The following is a 15,381-nucleotide window of genomic DNA, read 5'->3' as shown; positions in this document are numbered from 1 at the left end:
GCGAGACATGCGACGTTTGTTGACGGTGGTGACGGCCGCGGCCGCCGCGGCCGCCGCCCTGATCCTGCCGGGCGGGGTCCTGCCCGTGGCACGGACGGAGCGGGCGGAGGCGGCTTCCGAGCACTGGTCGGCGCGGGAGGCCGCGGCCTTCTGGACGGAGGGCCGGATGGCCGCCGCCCTGCCCGTGCCCCAACCGGACCCCGCCGCCGGTACGGTCCCGCATGCCGTCGCACCCGCCCGGCCCGCCGCCCGTTCGGCGGCACCGGCCCCGTCGCCCGCCTCGGCCCCGTCCCCGGCCGCACCGGCGGACCCCGCCCAGCCGGACGGACCGGTATCCCCCGAAGCCGAAGCCGAAGCCGATGCCGAAGCCGGAGCCGGCGTCGATGCCGGAGCCGGTGATCCCGCCGCCACGGCCTCCTCCGCCGCCGGCCCCGGCACCACCGGCCCGGGGGGCGACACACCCGCGCCCCCGCCGGCTCCGGAGCCGGCGACCGGGCCCGCCTCACCGGCGCCCGTGTCCGACCCGGAGTCGGCACGGTCCGCCGCGTCCGCGAAGCCCGCCGCGGCGGTCCTGCCGGCCACCACCGGTGTCGGGCAGGACTTCAACGGCATCCCGGTGGTGGGCCGGATGTTCGTCATGCAGGGCGGCGGCGCCTACTTCTGCACCGCCAGCGTCGTCTCCTCCCCCGGCCGCGACATGGTGCTCAGCGCGGCGCACTGCCTGCTCGGCACGGACACCCGCCAGGTGGCCTTCGTCCCGCAGTACACGCGCGCGAACCCGCGCCCGTACGGGCTCTTCCCGGTGCTGCGCGACGCGGCCGGGCGCTCGAAGGTGTGGATCGCCCCCCGCTACCGCACCGACGGGCCCGACCGGGCGGCCACCCTGGACGTGGCCTTCGCCCAGGTCGGGCCCGGCGCCGACGGCCTCCCGGTGGAGGACGTCGTGGGCGGGAACCGGCTCGTCACCGGCGCCGCCTTCAACCACTCCAAGGTCACGCTGGTCGGCCATCCGGCGTCGGCCGCGCGCCCGCGCGTCTGCGTGAACCGTACGACCAGGTTCACCAGCCGCGACCCGAAGAGCCCCGGATCGTTCCTGAGGATCGACTGCACCGGCTATCCGGGCGGGACCAGCGGCGGCCCCTTCCTCGCGCACTACGACACGCGGACCCAGACGGGCGACGTCATCGGCGTGATCGGCGGCTGGAAGACGGGCGGGCCCACCGCGGACACCTCGTACAGCTCCTACTTCGGCGCGGAGATCAGGAAGCTGTACCGGACGGCGGTTGCCGGGGCACGGGCGCGGTGAGCACCCGCACCCAGCGGGTACGGCGCGGGTTGCCGACCGTCCGGGGCGTCGCCGGGACCCCCTCGGCGGTCAACGGGTCGGCCGGGGCGAGCGCGAGCTGGCGGCGCAGGTCGGCCAGGGCCGCGTGCACCGGCGCGAGGATCACCTCGGCGCGCGGGTGGATGGACGCGAGGGCGTGCGCGGTGGTCTCGATGGTCTCGGCGGCGTCCTCGGCGGCGGTCCGGCTCCAGCCGCCGGGCCCCGCACCGGTGGCGGGCGTGACGGCGTCGTAGAGGTGGCAGGCGGCATCGGCCGCGGCGTCGGCCCGTTCACCGACGCCCGGCGCCGCGATGGTCGGCAGCAGCTCCATGCCCGCTCAACGAGCGGGACCCGCCGGGGGAACGAGACAGCGCCGTCGGATCCGGGGACGCCTGTCTCGTGCCCCGGCGGGGGGTGCGGGCGCATAGGCTGGTCGGATCATGAGCCTTCGAGTGCGCAGGCCGGCCCGCGCGGACGGGGACGGCGCCGACAGCGGGACGACCGGCGGAACGGCCGAATCCCGCAAGCCCCGCACGTCCCGCAAGACGCAAGCGCCGCGTACGCCCGGCGCCTTCTCCCAGCTCGCCGTGGCGTTGCGTACGCCCGCCCGGCCGGGCGAGCCGCTGTGCGCGCGGGCGCCCCGGCGGTGGCAGCGGATGCTGCCCTTCGCCGTGGCGGGCGTCTTCGTGGCGTCGCTGCTGCCGTCGACCATCTCGGTGCTGACCAACGACTACGGCATGGGCGGCGGTTGGGCCGGGGCCCTCGGCGTGGCCCAGACGGTACCGCTGCTCCTGGCGCTGTCGCGCCCGCTGGCGGCCTGGGGCCTGATGCTGCTCGCGGACGTCGTCGGGGCGGCGCTGCTGATCGGAACCGACCGGATGGCCGGGCACGCCTGGCCGTGGACGCCGATGGTGGTGGTCGGGTACCTGGCGCTGATGGTCTGCCTGGGGCTGCGCGAGCCGGTGCGGACCCTGGTGGGGGTGTGGCTGGCGACGGGCGCGGCCGGGGTGGTGCTCGGCTTCTTCCAGCCGGCGGGGGTGACGACCACCGTCGCGCTGCTGTTCGTGCTGAGCGGGACCGTGCTGGCGCTGTCGGGCGCGCTGCGCGGGCTGGGTGACGCGCGGCAGCGGATCGCCGAGCAGGAGAGCATCAGCGAGGCGGAGCGGGCGCGGCGCACCCTGCTGGAGGAACGCGCCCGGATCGCACGGGAGTTGCACGACGTGGTGGCCCACCACATGTCGGTGATCACCGTGCAGGCGGATTCCGCCCCCTACCGGCTGCCCGGCATGGCGGAGCCGGTGAGGGAGGAGTTCGCGGCCATCGCGTCCAGTGCGCGCGAGTCGCTGGGCGAGATGCGGCGGCTGCTGACGGTGCTGCGGGGCGACGGCACCAACGGCTCCGGCGGTGAGGGCGGCGGCCTGGCACCGCAGCCGGGGATCGCAAGGATCCAGCAGCTGGTGGAGGCGACCGTACGGGCCGGGCAGCCCGTGGAGTTCTCCCTGGCGACGGGGCTGGCCGTGACGGCCGTGCCCCCGGCGGTGGACCTGTCGGCGTACCGCATCGTGCAGGAGGCCCTCGCCAACGTGGTGCGCCATGCCCCGGGCGCACGGACCCGGGTGTCCGTGACGTGTAACCCCGAGGGGGACGAGGTGCTCGTCCTGGTGGTCAACGGTCCGGCCCGGGACACGGCGGCGGCGGTGGAGGTCTCCGGAACGGGCACGGGGCACGGCCTGGTGGGGATGCGCGAGCGCGTACGGTTGACCGGCGGGACGCTGGACGCGGGCCCGCTGCCCGAGGGCGGTTTCCGGGTCGCCGCCCGGCTCCCTCTCGACTCCAGGACCGAGGACCCCAGTTGACCATCCGCGTGATCATCGTCGACGACCAGGCCATGGTGCGGGCGGGATTCGCCGCGCTGCTGTCGGCACAGCCCGACATCGACGTGGTGGGCGAGGCCCCCGACGGCCGCCAGGGGGTGCGGGTCTCGCGCACGGTCCACCCCGACGTGGTGCTGATGGACGTACGGATGCCCGAGCTGGACGGGCTGTCGGCGGCCCGCGAGCTGCTGGACCCGCCGCGGGGGGTGACGCACCGGCCGAAGGTGCTGATGCTGACCACCTTCGACATCGACGACTACGTGTACGAGGCGCTGCGCGCGGGCGCGTCCGGCTTCCTGCTGAAGGACGCCCCGCCGGCCGACCTGATCGCGGCGGTCCGGGTGGTCGCCTCCGGCGAGGCCCTGCTGGCGCCGTCGGTGACGCGCAGGCTGATCGCGGACTTCGTCCGGCAGCGGCCGGCCCCGCGCAAGGACCCGGCGCTGCGGCTGAACGGCCTGACCCCGCGCGAGACGGAGGTGCTGGAGCTGATCGCGCGGGGGCTGTCGAACCAGGAGATCGCCGCCCACCTGGTCCTGGCGGAGCAGACGGTGAAGACGCACATCGGCCGGGTCCTGGGCAAGCTGGACCTCCGCGACCGGGCGCAGGCGGTGATCTTCGCCTACGAGGCGGGTCTGGTCCGCCCGGGCGACTCGGCCTCGTGACCGGTCAGTAGCAGTCCATGCGCGATCCGTCGGTCGACGCCTCGGTGTACACGTGGACCCAGGTCCGGGGCGCGGAGCCGGCCGGCTCGGGGCCGGGGTCCACCTGGTAGAACTCGCGGAGGTCGGCGGGTGACTCGAAGGTGACGACGACACTGGGCCGGTCCGGGGATTCGAAGCAGGACACGGGGGTCCCGCCCGCCGGCACCGGGCCGCTCCGCCGGACCGGATGCCAGCCCGCCGCGGGGAGTTCCCGCGCGTAGTACGCCAGCACGTCCGCGGCGCTCCCGTCGTATACGTACAGCCGGTCCGCGCTCAGCCAGGCGTCCCCGCTGTCATCGGTGCAGGTGGCCCCGTCCGTCGCGCCGCCGTGGAGGGGCCTGGCCCCTGGCGGGTGCAGGTCCAGGGCCGGCGACTGGTCGAGGGCGGCCACTTGCGGACCGGTGCCCTCACAGGTCGTGAAGGGCGAGAGGTGGGAGCATCCGCTGAGCGCGGCCGCGGCCAGTACGGTCGCGAGCAGCAGCCGCACGCCAGTCATGTTCATGGCGGAATTATGCCTACCGGCCGGCTCGGTCGACGCGGGGCTCCTCAGGCGTGCTGCATCGACGTGTGCCGGCTATATTCCCGCTGACACCGGGCGTCGAGGCCGCCGTCGTCGTCAGGCGCGAGGAACTGACTGCACGTGCAGACATAGCAGTACAGAGGACCACCGGGATCGTAGTCCGCCTCCCGCAGACGGGCCGCGGCGGCCTCGCGCACCGAACGGCTGTGGTTCTCCAGTTCGGCGAATTCGGACCCATTGCGCGTGAACGCCTCGCGTTGGGCGTCGGTGAGGTGCGGCGGGTCCTCGTCGCTGGGCGTGTGCACCACCCAGCGGGCCGTGTGGGGTGGGGTGAACTGGACGTTGTGTTCGCCCGCCGCCTGGGTGGCGGCCGCTTTCGTGGGGAACAGCATGTGGACGTTGAGGTCTTCCTCCGGGCAGTACACGTCCCACGCGGTGCGGGATCGGGATCCCGTCGGGGTGGGCTGCTCGCTGGGATTCGTCATCGGAAAAGCCTCCGTGGAGGGGCCGTGCCGAGGTGCCGGGCCGAACGGAAGCAGCGGCGGAGGTGCCCGGATCTCAGGGAATCGCGAAGGCGACGGACGGGTTACCCGGACGCGCCGGCCTCGGCTGGGCGCAACTCCATTGTCCGGCCGGTGACACGGGCCTGCCACTGGAGGGGTCGTCCTCCCGCTTCACCTCCCCCTTCCGCCGCGGCACCCGTCCACGGGCCATCAGATGATCCGAAGGAGACGGCCCGGCGGGCCGCCTGGACTGGGGGGACCCGCGATCCCCCGGAGGAGCCCGCCGCCATGACGGACGCCACCCAGGACAAGCGCGCCGCGGCGGAGCACGAGGAGTGGAAGGCCAAGGGCGTCGCCCTGCGCGCCTTCTTCCACATCGCCGGTACGCACGTGTTCGCCGGTTTCATCATGATGCTCTTCCACCTGGGCGAGCACGCCCGGAAGTAGCCGGCCCGCACGGCACGGCCGGGTCCGCGGATCCGCCGCCGGGGAACGCCCGTGCCGTTCCGGCCGGGACCGGCGCGGCGCGGGTCCCACCACGGCGGTTAGGGTGACCGCGTGAACCTTTCTTCCGCTCTTCCGCGTTCCTTCCGGCTGCTCGTCACGGGTGGGGGGACCGGTGGCCACACCTATCCCGCCCTGACGGCGATCCGTACGTTGCAGAGCCGCCTCGCGGCCGTCGGCAGCACCCTGGACGTGCTGTGGATCGGGACCGCCGACGGTCTCGAGGCGCGGGTCGCCCCCGCCGAGGGGATCCCGTTCCGGACCGTCGCCACGGGGAAGATCCGCCGCTCGGCGAACCCGCTGAAGATGCTGTCCGCGGCGAACATGAAGGACATGGCGAAGGTGCCGCTCGGCGTGGCCCAGGCCCGCACCATCGTCTCCGAGTTCGCTCCGGACGTCGTGCTGGCCACCGGCGGATACGTCGCGGTGCCGGCCGGTCTCGCCGCGCGGATGTGCAAGCGTCCGCTGGTGCTGCACGAGCAGACCGTGCGCCTGGGTCTGGCCAACCGGAAGCTGGCCGGATCGGCCACGCGCATCGCCGTCTCCTCGGAGTCCTCGCTGCCGCTGCTGCCCGCCGAGGTGCGGGGGCGCGCCGTCGTCACCGGCAACCCCGTCCGCCCGGAAGTGCTCTCCGGGCACCCCGACAAGGCCGTGCACGCGCTGAACCTCACCGGGTTCGACCGGCGGCTGCCGACCGTCTACGTCACCGGCGGCGCGCAGGGCGCCCAGCAGATCAACGGCGTGGTGCGCGAGGTGCTGCCGTGGCTGCTGAGCCACGCCAACGTGATCCACCAGTGCGGCCCGGCCAACGTCGACGAGCTCCGCTTCGCCGCCTCGGGCCTGGACCCGGTCCTGGCGGGCCGCTACCACGTGACCGGCTTCGTCGGCCCGGAACTGCCGGACGTACTGGCGCTCGCCGACGTGGTGCTGTCCCGGTCCGGGGCGGGCACGCTGGCGGAACTCACCGCGCTGGGCAAGCCGGCGGTGTTCGTCCCCCTGGCGACCTCCGCCGGAAACGAGCAGGCCCACAACGCCCAGCACCTGGCCGACGCGGGCGCCGCCGTCGCCCTGCTCGGCGAGGTGACCGGCCAGAGCCTCGCGGACGCGGTCGGCCCGCTCCTGACCGACCCGGCCCGACGGGCACAGATGGCGGAGCGCGCCCGCGCGTACGGACGGCCGGACGCCGCCGAACGCCTCGTGGACGTACTGCTGGCCGCGGCCGCCGGCTGACCGGCCGCACGGGCTCCGGGCCCGGCGGTCGGTGACGCCCCGTACGCCGGGTTCTCCCCCGCCCGCCGGGTCCCCGCCCGCCGGGTTCTCCTCCACCCCCTACCCGGGTATGACATCCGGCTTGGCTCTCCGGTCCGACGTGCCGCCGGGTACCTCCTTCCTACCTTCCTCCTCGTCAACGGCCCCTCCTCGGGGGCCGCCACGAGGAGAGGGGGAAGGGCATGCGCCGCTTCGGCAGGACGGCCCTCGCGGCCGCGCTGGCGTTGGCCGTCGTCGCGGGAACCGCGGGATGGGCCACCGGTGACAGCCGGCCGGCCGTCACCGGGCCGCCGCCCGGCAGCGCCGCCTGGCGGGCGGCATCGGTGGGCGGGCGGGCGCTGCCCGATCCGGCGGGGGCCTCCCCGCGCGAGGTGGCCCGGTTCTTCGCCGCCCTGGACGGGGACGCGCGCCGGGAGCTGGTACGGGCGCATCCGCTCGTGGTCGGCAATCTGGAGGGGGCGCCGCTCCCCCTGCGGTACGAGGCCAACCGGATGGCCGTCCTCGCCACGGGTGAGGCCCGCTACGCCTCCCTCGCCGGCCCGGACCGGCAGATCCTGGCCTTCGACCCCCGCGGGCGGGGGCAGGTCGCCGAGGTGTTCGGGGACCTGGAGCGGGCGGCGCACGTCTCGGTGATCGTGCCGGGGTCGGACAACGACGCCTCCACCCATGACGCGCCGCGCGCCCCGCACACCGGGCCGGCCGGGATGGGGCGTGCGCTGCGGGCGGCCGCCGGCGGGACGACCGCCGTCGTCGCGTGGACGGGCTACACCACTCCGGTGGGGGTGGGTCCGGACGCGGCGACCGGGCGGCTCGCCGAGGCGGGCGCGGTCCGCCTGGCCCGTTTCACCGCCGGGCTGGACGCGGTCGGCGCGCCCGACCCGGTGCTGTTCTGCCACAGCTACGGCTCGGTGGTCTGCGGGCTGGCGGCCCGCCACACGGACGCCACCGACCTCGTGGTCCTCGGCTCCCCCGGCATGCGCGCGGACAGTGCCGCGGGCCTGGGCACCCGGGCCCGCGTCTGGGCGGCCCGCGGGCCCTCCGACTGGATCGCGGACGTGCCGAACGTCGCGTTCGCGGGTCTCGGGCACGGCGCCGACCCGGTCTCACCCGCCTTCGGCGCGCGCCGGGTGCCGGCGTCCGACGTCCGCGGCCACGCCGGCTACTTCGCGCCCGGCACCCGGTCCCTGGCGGCGTTCGCCGCGATCGCGGCAGGGGAGGTCCGGTGAGCGCGCCGACCCGGCTGCGGGACGCGGCGCACCGGATCGACGGGCAGACCCCCGCCCACCGGGACCGGGCGCTCGACGGCCTGCGCGCCCTGGCCCTACTGGCGGTGCCCGCCGGGCACTGGCTGCTCGGCGGGTTCACCCTCGACGCGGACGGCGGCCTGCACAACGCGAGCCCGCTGTCGGCCTTCGGCGCTCTCGCCCCGGCGAGCTGGGTGCTCCAGATGCTCGGCGTCTTCTTCCTGGTCGGGGGGCACGCCTCGGCGCTCTCCTTCCGCCGTCGCACCGGATCGACGGGGGCCTGGCTGAAGGGGCGGATGGTCCGCCTTGGGCGGCCGGTGCTCGGGGTGACGGCGGTGTGGGCGCTGGCCGCGCCCGCGCTGTACGCGGCGGGCGTGCCCGAGGCCACCCTGCGGACGGGGGCCACGCTGGTGGTGCAACCGCTGTGGTTCGTCGGGGTGTACGCGGTGGTGACGGCCCTGACCCCGTACTGCGTGCGCGCCGCGCACCGGCTCGGCGGGTGGGCGGCGGCTCCGCTGCTCGGGTCGGTCGCGGTGGTGGACTTCCTGCGGTACGGGCCGTTCGCCGGCTCGGTGCCGTCCTGGCTGTCCGTGCTGAACGTCCTGCCGGGCTGGCTCTTCGCGTACCAGCTGGGCATCGACTGGGGCGAGCGGCGGATCGGGCGGCGCGGGGCATGGCTGCTGCTGGCGGGCGGAGCCGTGCTGTTCGCGGCGCTGCTGCTGGTGTTCGGCTATCCGGCGTCGATGGTCGGGGTGCCCGGTGCGGAACGGACCAACTCGCATCCGCCGTCGCTGCTGGTGCTGGCGCTGGCCGCGGCGCAGTCAGGGGCGGCGATCCTGCTGCGGGACCGGCTGGCGGGGCTGCTGGCCCGGCCGGCGCTGTGGGCGCCGGTGGTGGTGGTCAACCTGTCCGCGATGACGATCCTGTGCTGGCACCAGACCGCGATGCTGGCGGCGGCCGTTCCGGGGGCGCTCGCGGGCGAGGTGGCGGGGCTGACGACGGCGCCCGACACCCTCGGCTGGATCGCGGCGCGGGCGGCGTGGCTGCCACTGTTCGCGGTGCTGCTGGTGGGCATCGCCCGTTACGCGCGCCGCTTCGAGGCGCCCCCGGCCCGGGGCCGCCGGGCCCCGGCGGTACGCCGTACCGTGGCGGGGCTGCTGGCGGCGGGCTTCGCGGTGTTCGCGCTGGGCCTGGCGTGACGGGGGCGGGGGGGACGGGGGGACGGGGGCCGGGCGGGGAGGGCCCCGGGCCGTCCCTCCCCGGGTCAGTGCCCGCGCAGCGCGTCGGCGGCGGGCCCTTCACCGGCCACTTGGAGCCGGCCCTCCTCGACGGCCCGTGCCACGGTGAGCGTCCCCTCGCCCAGTTCCCGGCAGGTGTCGGCGTCGAGCACCAGGCGGGCGTCCGGCGCCTGCGCGGGTCCGTCGCCGTACGCGGGTCCGGCCCCGTCCGCCGGGCCGTCGCCGCCGATGCGGACGTGGAACACGCCCTCGTCCAGGACCACGTCGACGACGGCCGGGACCCCGGGCGCCGGGAGGCGGCGCAGCAGGGGCAGGGCGTACCAGTGCGCGCGCAGCGCGTCGGTGGGGCGCCGTTCGGCGAGTTCGGGGGCGCCCCATTCGGCGAGCGCCGTGAGCACGGGCAGCAGTCCGGCGCCGCGCGCGGTCAGTTCGTACACCGTCGCGGCCGCCGGCGGGGGGAGCTTGCGGCGCGTCGCGAGGCCCTGCGCCTCCATGTCCTTGAGCCGGCCGGCCAGTACGTCCGTGGAGACTCCGGGCAGGTCGGCGTGGAGGTCGGTGTACCGGCGGGGGCCGGCCAGCAGTTCCCGGACGATCAACAGGGTCCAGCGGTCCCCGACCGCGTCCAGGGCGCGGGCCGAGGCGCAGTACTGGTCGTAGCTTCGACGGCGTGGCTGACGTGGTGACATGCAGCGCAGTCTAGACAACATGTTGGACTTTCCAAGCTCTTACTTGGTAAAACCAAGCAGGAAGTGCGGAGTACGGGAACAGGGAGGGCACGGCATGGAGTTCCGGCAGTCGAGCAAGCTCAGCGAGGTCTGCTACGAGATCCGGGGACCGGTGATCGAGCACGCCAACGCGCTCGAGGAGGCGGGCCACAGCGTGCTGCGCCTCAACACCGGCAACCCGGCCCTGTTCGGCTTCGAGGCGCCCGAGGAGATCGTCCAGGACATGATCCGGATGCTCCCCAAGGCCCACGGGTACACCGACTCGCGCGGGGTGCTCTCCGCCCGCCGGGCCGTCGTCCAGCGCTACCAGGCCATCGGCCTCACCGACGTGACGGTGGACGACGTCTTCCTGGGCAACGGAGTCTCCGAGCTGGTCTCCATGGCCGTCCAGGCGCTCCTGGAGGACGGGGACGAGGTGCTCATCCCGGCCCCGGACTTCCCGCTCTGGACCGCCGTCACCACCCTGGCGGGCGGCAGGGCCGTGCACTACGTCTGCGACGAGGCCGCCGACTGGTACCCGGACCTCGACGACATGGCGTCCAAGATCACGGACCGTACCAAGGCCGTGGTCATCATCAACCCCAACAACCCCACGGGCGCCGTCTATCCCAGGGAAGTCCTGGAGGGCATCCTCGAACTCGCCCGCGGCCACGGGCTGATGGTCTTCGCCGACGAGATCTACGACCAGATCCTGTACGACGACGCCGTCCACCACAGCACCGCGGCCCTCGCCCCCGACCTGGTCGTCCTCACCTTCTGCGGGCTGTCGAAGACGCACCGGGTGGCGGGGTTCCGCTCCGGCTGGCTGGTGGTGAGCGGTCCCCGACAGCACGCGCGCAGTTACCTGGAGGGCCTGACCATGCTCGCCTCCATGCGGCTGTGCGCCAACGCCCCGGCCCAGTACGCCATCCAGGCCGCCCTCGGCGGGCGCCAGTCCATCAAGGAACTGACCGGCCCGGGCGGCCGTCTCCTGGAACAGCGCGACCGGGCCTGGGAGAAGCTGAACGAGATCCCCGGGGTGTCCTGCGTGAAGCCGAAGGGCGCGCTGTACGCCTTCCCGCGCATCGATCCGAAGGTGCACCCGATCCACGACGACGAGCGGTTCGTGCTCGATCTGCTGCTGCGGGAGAAGATCCAGGTCGTCCAGGGCACCGGCTTCAACTGGCCCCGCCCCGATCACTTCCGGATCCTGACCCTGCCGTACGCCGACGACCTGGACGCCGCGATCAGCCGGATCGGCCGCTTCCTGAGCGGCTACCGCCAGTAGAGCGGGCGGACGAGGCGCACCACCACGCGCGAGAGCACCGCTCCCGATCGGGAGCGGTGCTCTCGTCATGTCCCCGTTCCGCTGCCGTCAGGCGATGGAGGCCGCCACGACCGCGGCTACGGCGAGGTTGCAGGAAGCGGTGACCCAGACGGCCGGGTGCGGCTCCGGGTCCACGACGATGGCACCGAGCTTGCCCGGGGTCACCAGGTCCAGCACCAGGAAGGCCACGGCCATCAGGACGAGACCGAGGACACCGAAGGCGGCCGTGGACACCAGGCCCTTGCCGAAGTCCTCGTAGGTCGTCCAGATCGAGGTGAAGACGATGCCGCCGATACCGAGGAGCGCCGAGCTGAGCAGGAGGGCCGCGTTGCGGTTGCGCTCCTCCCAGATCTGCTTCGGGAGCTTCCCGGGCGTCAGCACGTCCACGAGGACGATGCCGAGGATCAGCAGCACCAGACCGAGGGCGCCGTAGGCGCTCGTACGGCCAAGTCCGTTGACGATGTCGCTCATTGAGAAGCCTGTCTCCGCGTGGGTGGGAAATGATGGGCCAGGGCGTGCCGTGGGGAGGCCGAATCTATCGCACGGTCCCCGCCCCGGACCATGGGGAGGCCAGGAAACGGCAAAGGTCAGGGCCGCGCGGTCCCGGGAGGCGGCGGCGCCGACGGCGCTGGTGATGCGGTCGGAGGCGTCCTCGGGGTGTGGCGCCGGATCCTCGCCGCGTGCGCGCCGCGGCTGCGCGTACGGGAGGCGGAGCCGCCCGCCCGCCGGATCGCGGTGGCCGAAAACCCGCGCGGGGGGCAGTGGCCGGGCGGCGAAGTCCCTTCAGGGCCCGCGCCGTTGGACCCGGCGGAGTGAGCGCACCCGATTCCTTGACCCGAAGTTTGGTTGAGGTTCTAGCGTGGGGGCATGGACATGGAAGTCACCGCCTGGCATTCGCTGCACAGCGCGATCAACGCCCAGCAGGACCGCCGCCCGCTCTCCCGGGCGAGCCTGCGGCGGATCGCCTCCTTCGCCCGCCCGCACCGGCGCGGGCTGACCCTCTTCCTGCTGCTCAGCGTGGTGGGCGCGCTGCTGGCGGTGGCCACTCCGCTGCTGGCCAGCCGGATCGTCGACACGATCGTGGGGCACGGGGACGACGGCGACGTCATCCGCCTCGCGCTGCTCATCGCGGTGATCGCGGTGGCCGAGGCGGGGCTGGGCCTGCTGACCCGGAAGCTGTCCGCGACCCTCGGCGAGGGGCTGATCCTCGATCTGCGCCGGGCGGTCTTCGACCACGTCCAGCGGATGCCGGTCGCCTTCTTCACCCGTACCCGGACGGGCGCGCTGGTCAGCCGCCTCAACAACGACGTGATCGGCGCCCAGCGGGCCTTCAGCAACACCCTCTCCGGGGTGGTCTCCAACCTCGTGACCCTGCTCCTGACGCTGGGGGTGATGCTGAGCATCTCCTGGCAGATCACCCTGCTGGCCCTGGTGCTGCTGCCGGTGTTCGTGCTGCCGGCCCGCCGGATGGGGGCGCGGATGGCGGGGATGCAGCGGGAGGCGGCGGCGCTGAACGCGGCGATGGGAACCCAGATGACGGAACGGTTCTCCGCCCCCGGCGCGACCCTCGTCAAGCTGTTCGGGCGGCCCTCCGACGAGTCCGCCGAATTCGCGGCCCGCGCCGCCCGGGTCCGGGACATCGGGGTCCGTACGGCGATGGCCCAGTCGGCCTTCATCACCGCCCTGACCCTGGTCTCCGCGCTGGCCCTCGCCCTGGTGTACGGCCTGGGCGGGTACTTCGCCCTGCGCGGCACCCTGGAGGCCGGCTCCGTGGTCGCCCTGGCCCTGCTCCTGACCCGGCTGTACGCCCCGCTGACCGCGCTGGCCGGGGCGCGGGTCGAGGTGATGAGCGCCATGGTCAGCTTCGAGCGGGTCTTCGAGATCCTCGACCTGGAGCCGCTGATCGCCCAGAAGCCCGACGCCGTCGCGGTGCCCGACGGCCCGGTCGCGGTGGAGTTCGACAAGGTCTCCTTCGGCTACCCCTCCGCCGACAAGGTCTCGCTCGCCTCCCTCGAGGAGGTGGCCGCGCTCGACGCCCACGGCGGCACCCGGGTGCTCCACGAGGTGTCGTTCCGCGCCGAGCCCGGTCAGATGGTCGCCCTCGTCGGTTCCTCCGGCGCCGGCAAGTCGACCATCGCCCAGCTGCTGCCGCGGCTGTACGACGCCGACGCGGGCGCGGTCCGCCTGGGCGGCGTCGACGTACGGGACCTCACGGCCGACTCCATCCGCGACACCCTCGGCATGGTCACCCAGGACGGGCACCTCTTCCACGAGTCGGTACGGTCCAACCTGCTGCTGGCCCGGCCGGAGGCGGGCGAGGACGAGCTGTGGGACGCCCTGCGCCGCTCCCGCCTGGACGGACTGGTCGCCTCCCTCCCGGACGGCCTGGACACCGTCGTCGGCGAGCGCGGCTACCGGCTGTCCGGCGGGGAGCGCCAGCGGCTGACCATCGCCCGGCTGCTGCTGGCCCGGCAGCGGGTGGTGATCCTCGACGAGGCCACCGCCCACCTGGACTCCACCTCGGAGGCGGCCGTGCAGGAGGCCCTGGCCGAGGCCCTCTCCGGCCGGACCGCCGTGGTGATCGCGCACCGGCTGTCGACGGTCCGGGCCGCCGACCTGATCCTGGTGGTGGAGGCCGGCCGGATCGTGGAACGCGGCACGCACCCCGAACTGCTCGCGGCGGGCGGCCGGTACGCCGAGCTGTACCGGACCCAGTTCGCCGCGCACGGCGCGGCCGCGGCCGGCTGAAGCACGCCAGGCCCCTCTTGCCGCCGGGCGCCGCCTCAGGGGGCGAGTACGTCGAGTTCGTCCAGGGCGCCGAGGGCGATCCGGCGGGTCAGGGTCTCGGCGGCGGCCGCGTCGCCCTCGCGCACCGCTTCGGCGACCCGTACGTGGAGGGTGACGGCGGCCGGGTCGGGGTCGTGGAACATCACGGCGTGCCGGGTGCGGCCGGTGAGGACCTCGGCGACGATGTCGCCGAGCCGGGCGAACATCTCGTTGCCGGAGGCGTCGAGAACGGTCCGGTGGAAGGCGATGTCGTGGTGGAGGTAGCCCTCCAGCTGGTGGCCACGGGAGGTGCGGACCATGCCGAGGGCCGCCTCGGTGAGCCGCGCGCACTGCTCCGGGGTGGCGTGCGAGGCCGCGAGGCCGGCGGCGACGGGTTCGACGGCGGAGCGCAGGACGGTCAGTGACCGCAGCTGGCGGGGACGGTCGGCGCCGGCGAGGCGCCAGCGGATGACCTGCGGGTCGTAGACGTTCCACTCCTCGGCGGGGCGGACGGTGACCCCGACCCGGCGCCGGGACTCGACGAGCCGCATCGACTCCAGCACGCGGACCACTTCCCGGACCACGGTGCGGGAGGCGTCGAACCGCCCGGCGATCCCGTCCGTGCGCAGAACGCTGCCGGGCGGGTACTCGCCCGCCGTGATCGCGAGGCCGAGGCTGTCCAGCACCTCGGAGTGGAGTCCTCGGCCCGGACTGCCTTCGGTGGTCATGGCGTAAGCGTACGGTGACGCCCCCACCGGCAAAAGATACGACGTTTTCCCGCCCAGCCCTTGAATAAGTACTACTTAATGGGCTTCAGTGGTGCTCCCACTCCCAGCGACGAGGACAGCGAGGTACGACGTGGGCCCCCAGCGCGTCATTGTGGTGATGGGCGTCGCCGGCACCGGCAAGACGACCGTCGGCCGGCTGCTGGCGGAGGCGCTCGGCCTTCCGTACGCGGAGGGCGACGCCTTCCATCCGGCGGCCAACGTGGCGAAGATGTCGGCCGGCACCCCGCTGGACGACGCCGACCGGTGGCCCTGGCTGGACGCCATCGGCGAGTGGATGCGCAACCGGGCCGCGCCGCACGGCGGCGTGGTCGCCGCCTCCTGCCTCAAGCGCTCCTACCGCGACCGGCTGCGCTCGGCCGCTCCGGACGCCGTGTTCGTCCACCTCACCGGGGACCGGCCGCTCGTCGAGAAGCGGATGGCGGACCGCAGGGGGCACTTCATGCCGCCCTCCCTGCTGGCCTCCCAGTTCGCCGTGCTCGAACCGCTCGGCGCGGACGAGCGCGGGATCGCCGTCGATGTCTCCGGCACACCCGAGGAGATCACCGAACGGGCGCTGGCCGCCCTCCGGCCGCCCCGTCACCAGAGCTGACCGCTCCCCCGAGAGAGACAGAGGAACCCC

At 74.3% G+C, this 15,381-nt stretch carries 16 protein-coding genes; 10 read left to right on the top strand and 6 right to left on the bottom strand.

Annotation, left to right across the window (positions count from 1 at the left end; genetic code table 11):
* Positions 1-7: 7 nt before the first annotated feature.
* Positions 8-1,306, top strand: coding sequence for a hypothetical protein (locus ACFY7H_RS21495; protein WP_388940191.1), 1,299 nt, complete (start codon positions 8-10; stop codon positions 1,304-1,306).
* Here ACFY7H_RS21495 and ACFY7H_RS21490 read toward each other — a convergent pair.
* The gene (locus tag ACFY7H_RS21490) at positions 1,260-1,655 is read right to left on the bottom strand and encodes a hypothetical protein (RefSeq protein WP_388940189.1); all 396 of its coding nucleotides are present in this window, start codon (positions 1,653-1,655) and stop codon (positions 1,260-1,262) included. The genes ACFY7H_RS21495 and ACFY7H_RS21490 overlap by 47 nt on opposite strands.
* A gap of 109 nt (positions 1,656-1,764) precedes the next feature.
* Between ACFY7H_RS21490 and ACFY7H_RS21485 the strand changes: the two genes are divergently transcribed.
* Entirely contained in the window at positions 1,765-3,180 is a 1,416-nt protein-coding gene (locus ACFY7H_RS21485; RefSeq protein WP_388940187.1) for a sensor histidine kinase, read from the top strand.
* Positions 3,177-3,860 carry a response regulator gene (locus ACFY7H_RS21480; protein WP_388940185.1) on the top strand — a complete coding sequence of 228 codons (684 nt, stop codon included), beginning with the start codon at positions 3,177-3,179 and terminating at the stop codon, positions 3,858-3,860. The genes ACFY7H_RS21485 and ACFY7H_RS21480 overlap by 4 nt, the downstream gene beginning before the upstream one ends.
* A gap of 4 nt (positions 3,861-3,864) precedes the next feature.
* On the opposite strand, the gene ACFY7H_RS21475 is transcribed toward ACFY7H_RS21480, so the two are convergent.
* Positions 3,865-4,401 (bottom strand): hypothetical protein, encoded by a 537-nt coding sequence (locus ACFY7H_RS21475; protein ID WP_388940183.1) that lies wholly within the window; start codon positions 4,399-4,401, stop codon positions 3,865-3,867.
* Positions 4,402-4,445: 44 nt separating this feature from the next.
* A complete protein-coding gene (locus ACFY7H_RS21470) occupies positions 4,446-4,904 on the bottom strand; it encodes a hypothetical protein (RefSeq protein ID WP_388940181.1) in 459 nt (152 codons plus the stop codon).
* 306 nt (positions 4,905-5,210) lie between these two features.
* Between ACFY7H_RS21470 and ACFY7H_RS21465 the strand changes: the two genes are divergently transcribed.
* From ACFY7H_RS21465 to ACFY7H_RS21450, 4 genes are all read left to right on the top strand, one after another.
* Positions 5,211-5,369, top strand: coding sequence for a DUF6126 family protein (locus tag ACFY7H_RS21465; RefSeq protein WP_388940179.1), 159 nt, complete (start codon positions 5,211-5,213; stop codon positions 5,367-5,369).
* Positions 5,370-5,480: 111 nt separating this feature from the next.
* The gene (locus ACFY7H_RS21460; protein ID WP_388940177.1) at positions 5,481-6,656 is read left to right on the top strand and encodes a glycosyltransferase; all 1,176 of its coding nucleotides are present in this window, start codon (positions 5,481-5,483) and stop codon (positions 6,654-6,656) included.
* A 221-nt stretch (positions 6,657-6,877) separates the two neighbouring features.
* Positions 6,878-7,921: an alpha/beta hydrolase gene (locus ACFY7H_RS21455; protein ID WP_388940176.1), complete on the top strand. Its 1,044-nt coding sequence runs from the start codon at positions 6,878-6,880 to the stop codon at positions 7,919-7,921.
* Positions 7,918-9,138 (top strand): acyltransferase, encoded by a 1,221-nt coding sequence (locus ACFY7H_RS21450; RefSeq protein WP_388940174.1) that lies wholly within the window; start codon positions 7,918-7,920, stop codon positions 9,136-9,138. Before ACFY7H_RS21455 ends, ACFY7H_RS21450 begins: the two co-directional genes overlap by 4 nt.
* Before the next feature lie 65 nt (positions 9,139-9,203).
* Here ACFY7H_RS21450 and ACFY7H_RS21445 read toward each other — a convergent pair whose 3' ends face one another.
* On the bottom strand, positions 9,204-9,863 hold the full coding sequence (locus ACFY7H_RS21445; RefSeq protein ID WP_388940172.1) for a winged helix-turn-helix transcriptional regulator: 660 nt from the start codon (positions 9,861-9,863) through the stop codon (positions 9,204-9,206).
* A 94-nt stretch (positions 9,864-9,957) separates the two neighbouring features.
* Between ACFY7H_RS21445 and ACFY7H_RS21440 the strand changes: the two genes are divergently transcribed.
* Positions 9,958-11,169: a pyridoxal phosphate-dependent aminotransferase gene (locus ACFY7H_RS21440; protein ID WP_388940170.1), complete on the top strand. Its 1,212-nt coding sequence runs from the start codon at positions 9,958-9,960 to the stop codon at positions 11,167-11,169.
* 87 nt (positions 11,170-11,256) lie between these two features.
* Here the strand turns inward: ACFY7H_RS21440 and ACFY7H_RS21435 are convergent, their stop codons facing one another.
* Positions 11,257-11,679: a DUF350 domain-containing protein gene (locus tag ACFY7H_RS21435; protein WP_388940168.1), complete on the bottom strand. Its 423-nt coding sequence runs from the start codon at positions 11,677-11,679 to the stop codon at positions 11,257-11,259.
* A 396-nt stretch (positions 11,680-12,075) separates the two neighbouring features.
* Here ACFY7H_RS21435 and ACFY7H_RS21430 point away from each other — a divergent pair, with 396 nt between their 5' ends.
* Positions 12,076-13,956 carry an ABC transporter ATP-binding protein gene (locus tag ACFY7H_RS21430; protein WP_388940166.1) on the top strand — a complete coding sequence of 627 codons (1,881 nt, stop codon included), beginning with the start codon at positions 12,076-12,078 and terminating at the stop codon, positions 13,954-13,956.
* Positions 13,957-13,991: 35 nt separating this feature from the next.
* Here the strand turns inward: ACFY7H_RS21430 and ACFY7H_RS21425 are convergent, their stop codons facing one another.
* Complete coding sequence (locus ACFY7H_RS21425) at positions 13,992-14,702, bottom strand: FadR/GntR family transcriptional regulator (RefSeq protein WP_388940164.1); 711 nt, start codon at positions 14,700-14,702, stop codon at positions 13,992-13,994.
* 157 nt (positions 14,703-14,859) lie between these two features.
* Between ACFY7H_RS21425 and ACFY7H_RS21420 the strand changes: the two genes are divergently transcribed.
* Entirely contained in the window at positions 14,860-15,351 is a 492-nt protein-coding gene (locus ACFY7H_RS21420) for a gluconokinase (RefSeq protein WP_388940376.1), read from the top strand.
* Positions 15,352-15,381 lie beyond the last annotated feature (30 nt).

The sequence above is a fragment of the Streptomyces sp. NPDC012794 genome (assembly GCF_042901085.1).
GTDB lineage: Bacteria > Actinomycetota > Actinomycetes > Streptomycetales > Streptomycetaceae > Streptomyces.
The sequence above is the reverse complement of the archived record's forward strand: the minus strand, read 5'-3'. Positions and strand labels throughout refer to the sequence as shown.

Coding starts and splice junctions, on each gene's coding strand:
- ACFY7H_RS21495 (WP_388940191.1), top strand. CDS start 8: ATGCGACGTTTGTTGACGGTGGTGACGGCCGCGGCCGCCGCGGCCGCC.
- ACFY7H_RS21490 (WP_388940189.1), bottom strand. CDS start 1,655: ATGGAGCTGCTGCCGACCATCGCGGCGCCGGGCGTCGGTGAACGGGCC.
- ACFY7H_RS21485 (WP_388940187.1), top strand. CDS start 1,765: ATGAGCCTTCGAGTGCGCAGGCCGGCCCGCGCGGACGGGGACGGCGCC.
- ACFY7H_RS21475 (WP_388940183.1), bottom strand. CDS start 4,401: ATGAACATGACTGGCGTGCGGCTGCTGCTCGCGACCGTACTGGCCGCG.
- ACFY7H_RS21470 (WP_388940181.1), bottom strand. CDS start 4,904: ATGACGAATCCCAGCGAGCAGCCCACCCCGACGGGATCCCGATCCCGC.
- ACFY7H_RS21465 (WP_388940179.1), top strand. CDS start 5,211: ATGACGGACGCCACCCAGGACAAGCGCGCCGCGGCGGAGCACGAGGAG.
- ACFY7H_RS21455 (WP_388940176.1), top strand. CDS start 6,878: ATGCGCCGCTTCGGCAGGACGGCCCTCGCGGCCGCGCTGGCGTTGGCC.
- ACFY7H_RS21445 (WP_388940172.1), bottom strand. CDS start 9,863: ATGTCACCACGTCAGCCACGCCGTCGAAGCTACGACCAGTACTGCGCC.
- ACFY7H_RS21440 (WP_388940170.1), top strand. CDS start 9,958: ATGGAGTTCCGGCAGTCGAGCAAGCTCAGCGAGGTCTGCTACGAGATC.
- ACFY7H_RS21435 (WP_388940168.1), bottom strand. CDS start 11,679: ATGAGCGACATCGTCAACGGACTTGGCCGTACGAGCGCCTACGGCGCC.
- ACFY7H_RS21430 (WP_388940166.1), top strand. CDS start 12,076: ATGGACATGGAAGTCACCGCCTGGCATTCGCTGCACAGCGCGATCAAC.
- ACFY7H_RS21425 (WP_388940164.1), bottom strand. CDS start 14,702: ATGACCACCGAAGGCAGTCCGGGCCGAGGACTCCACTCCGAGGTGCTG.
- ACFY7H_RS21420 (WP_388940376.1), top strand. CDS start 14,860: ATGGGCGTCGCCGGCACCGGCAAGACGACCGTCGGCCGGCTGCTGGCG.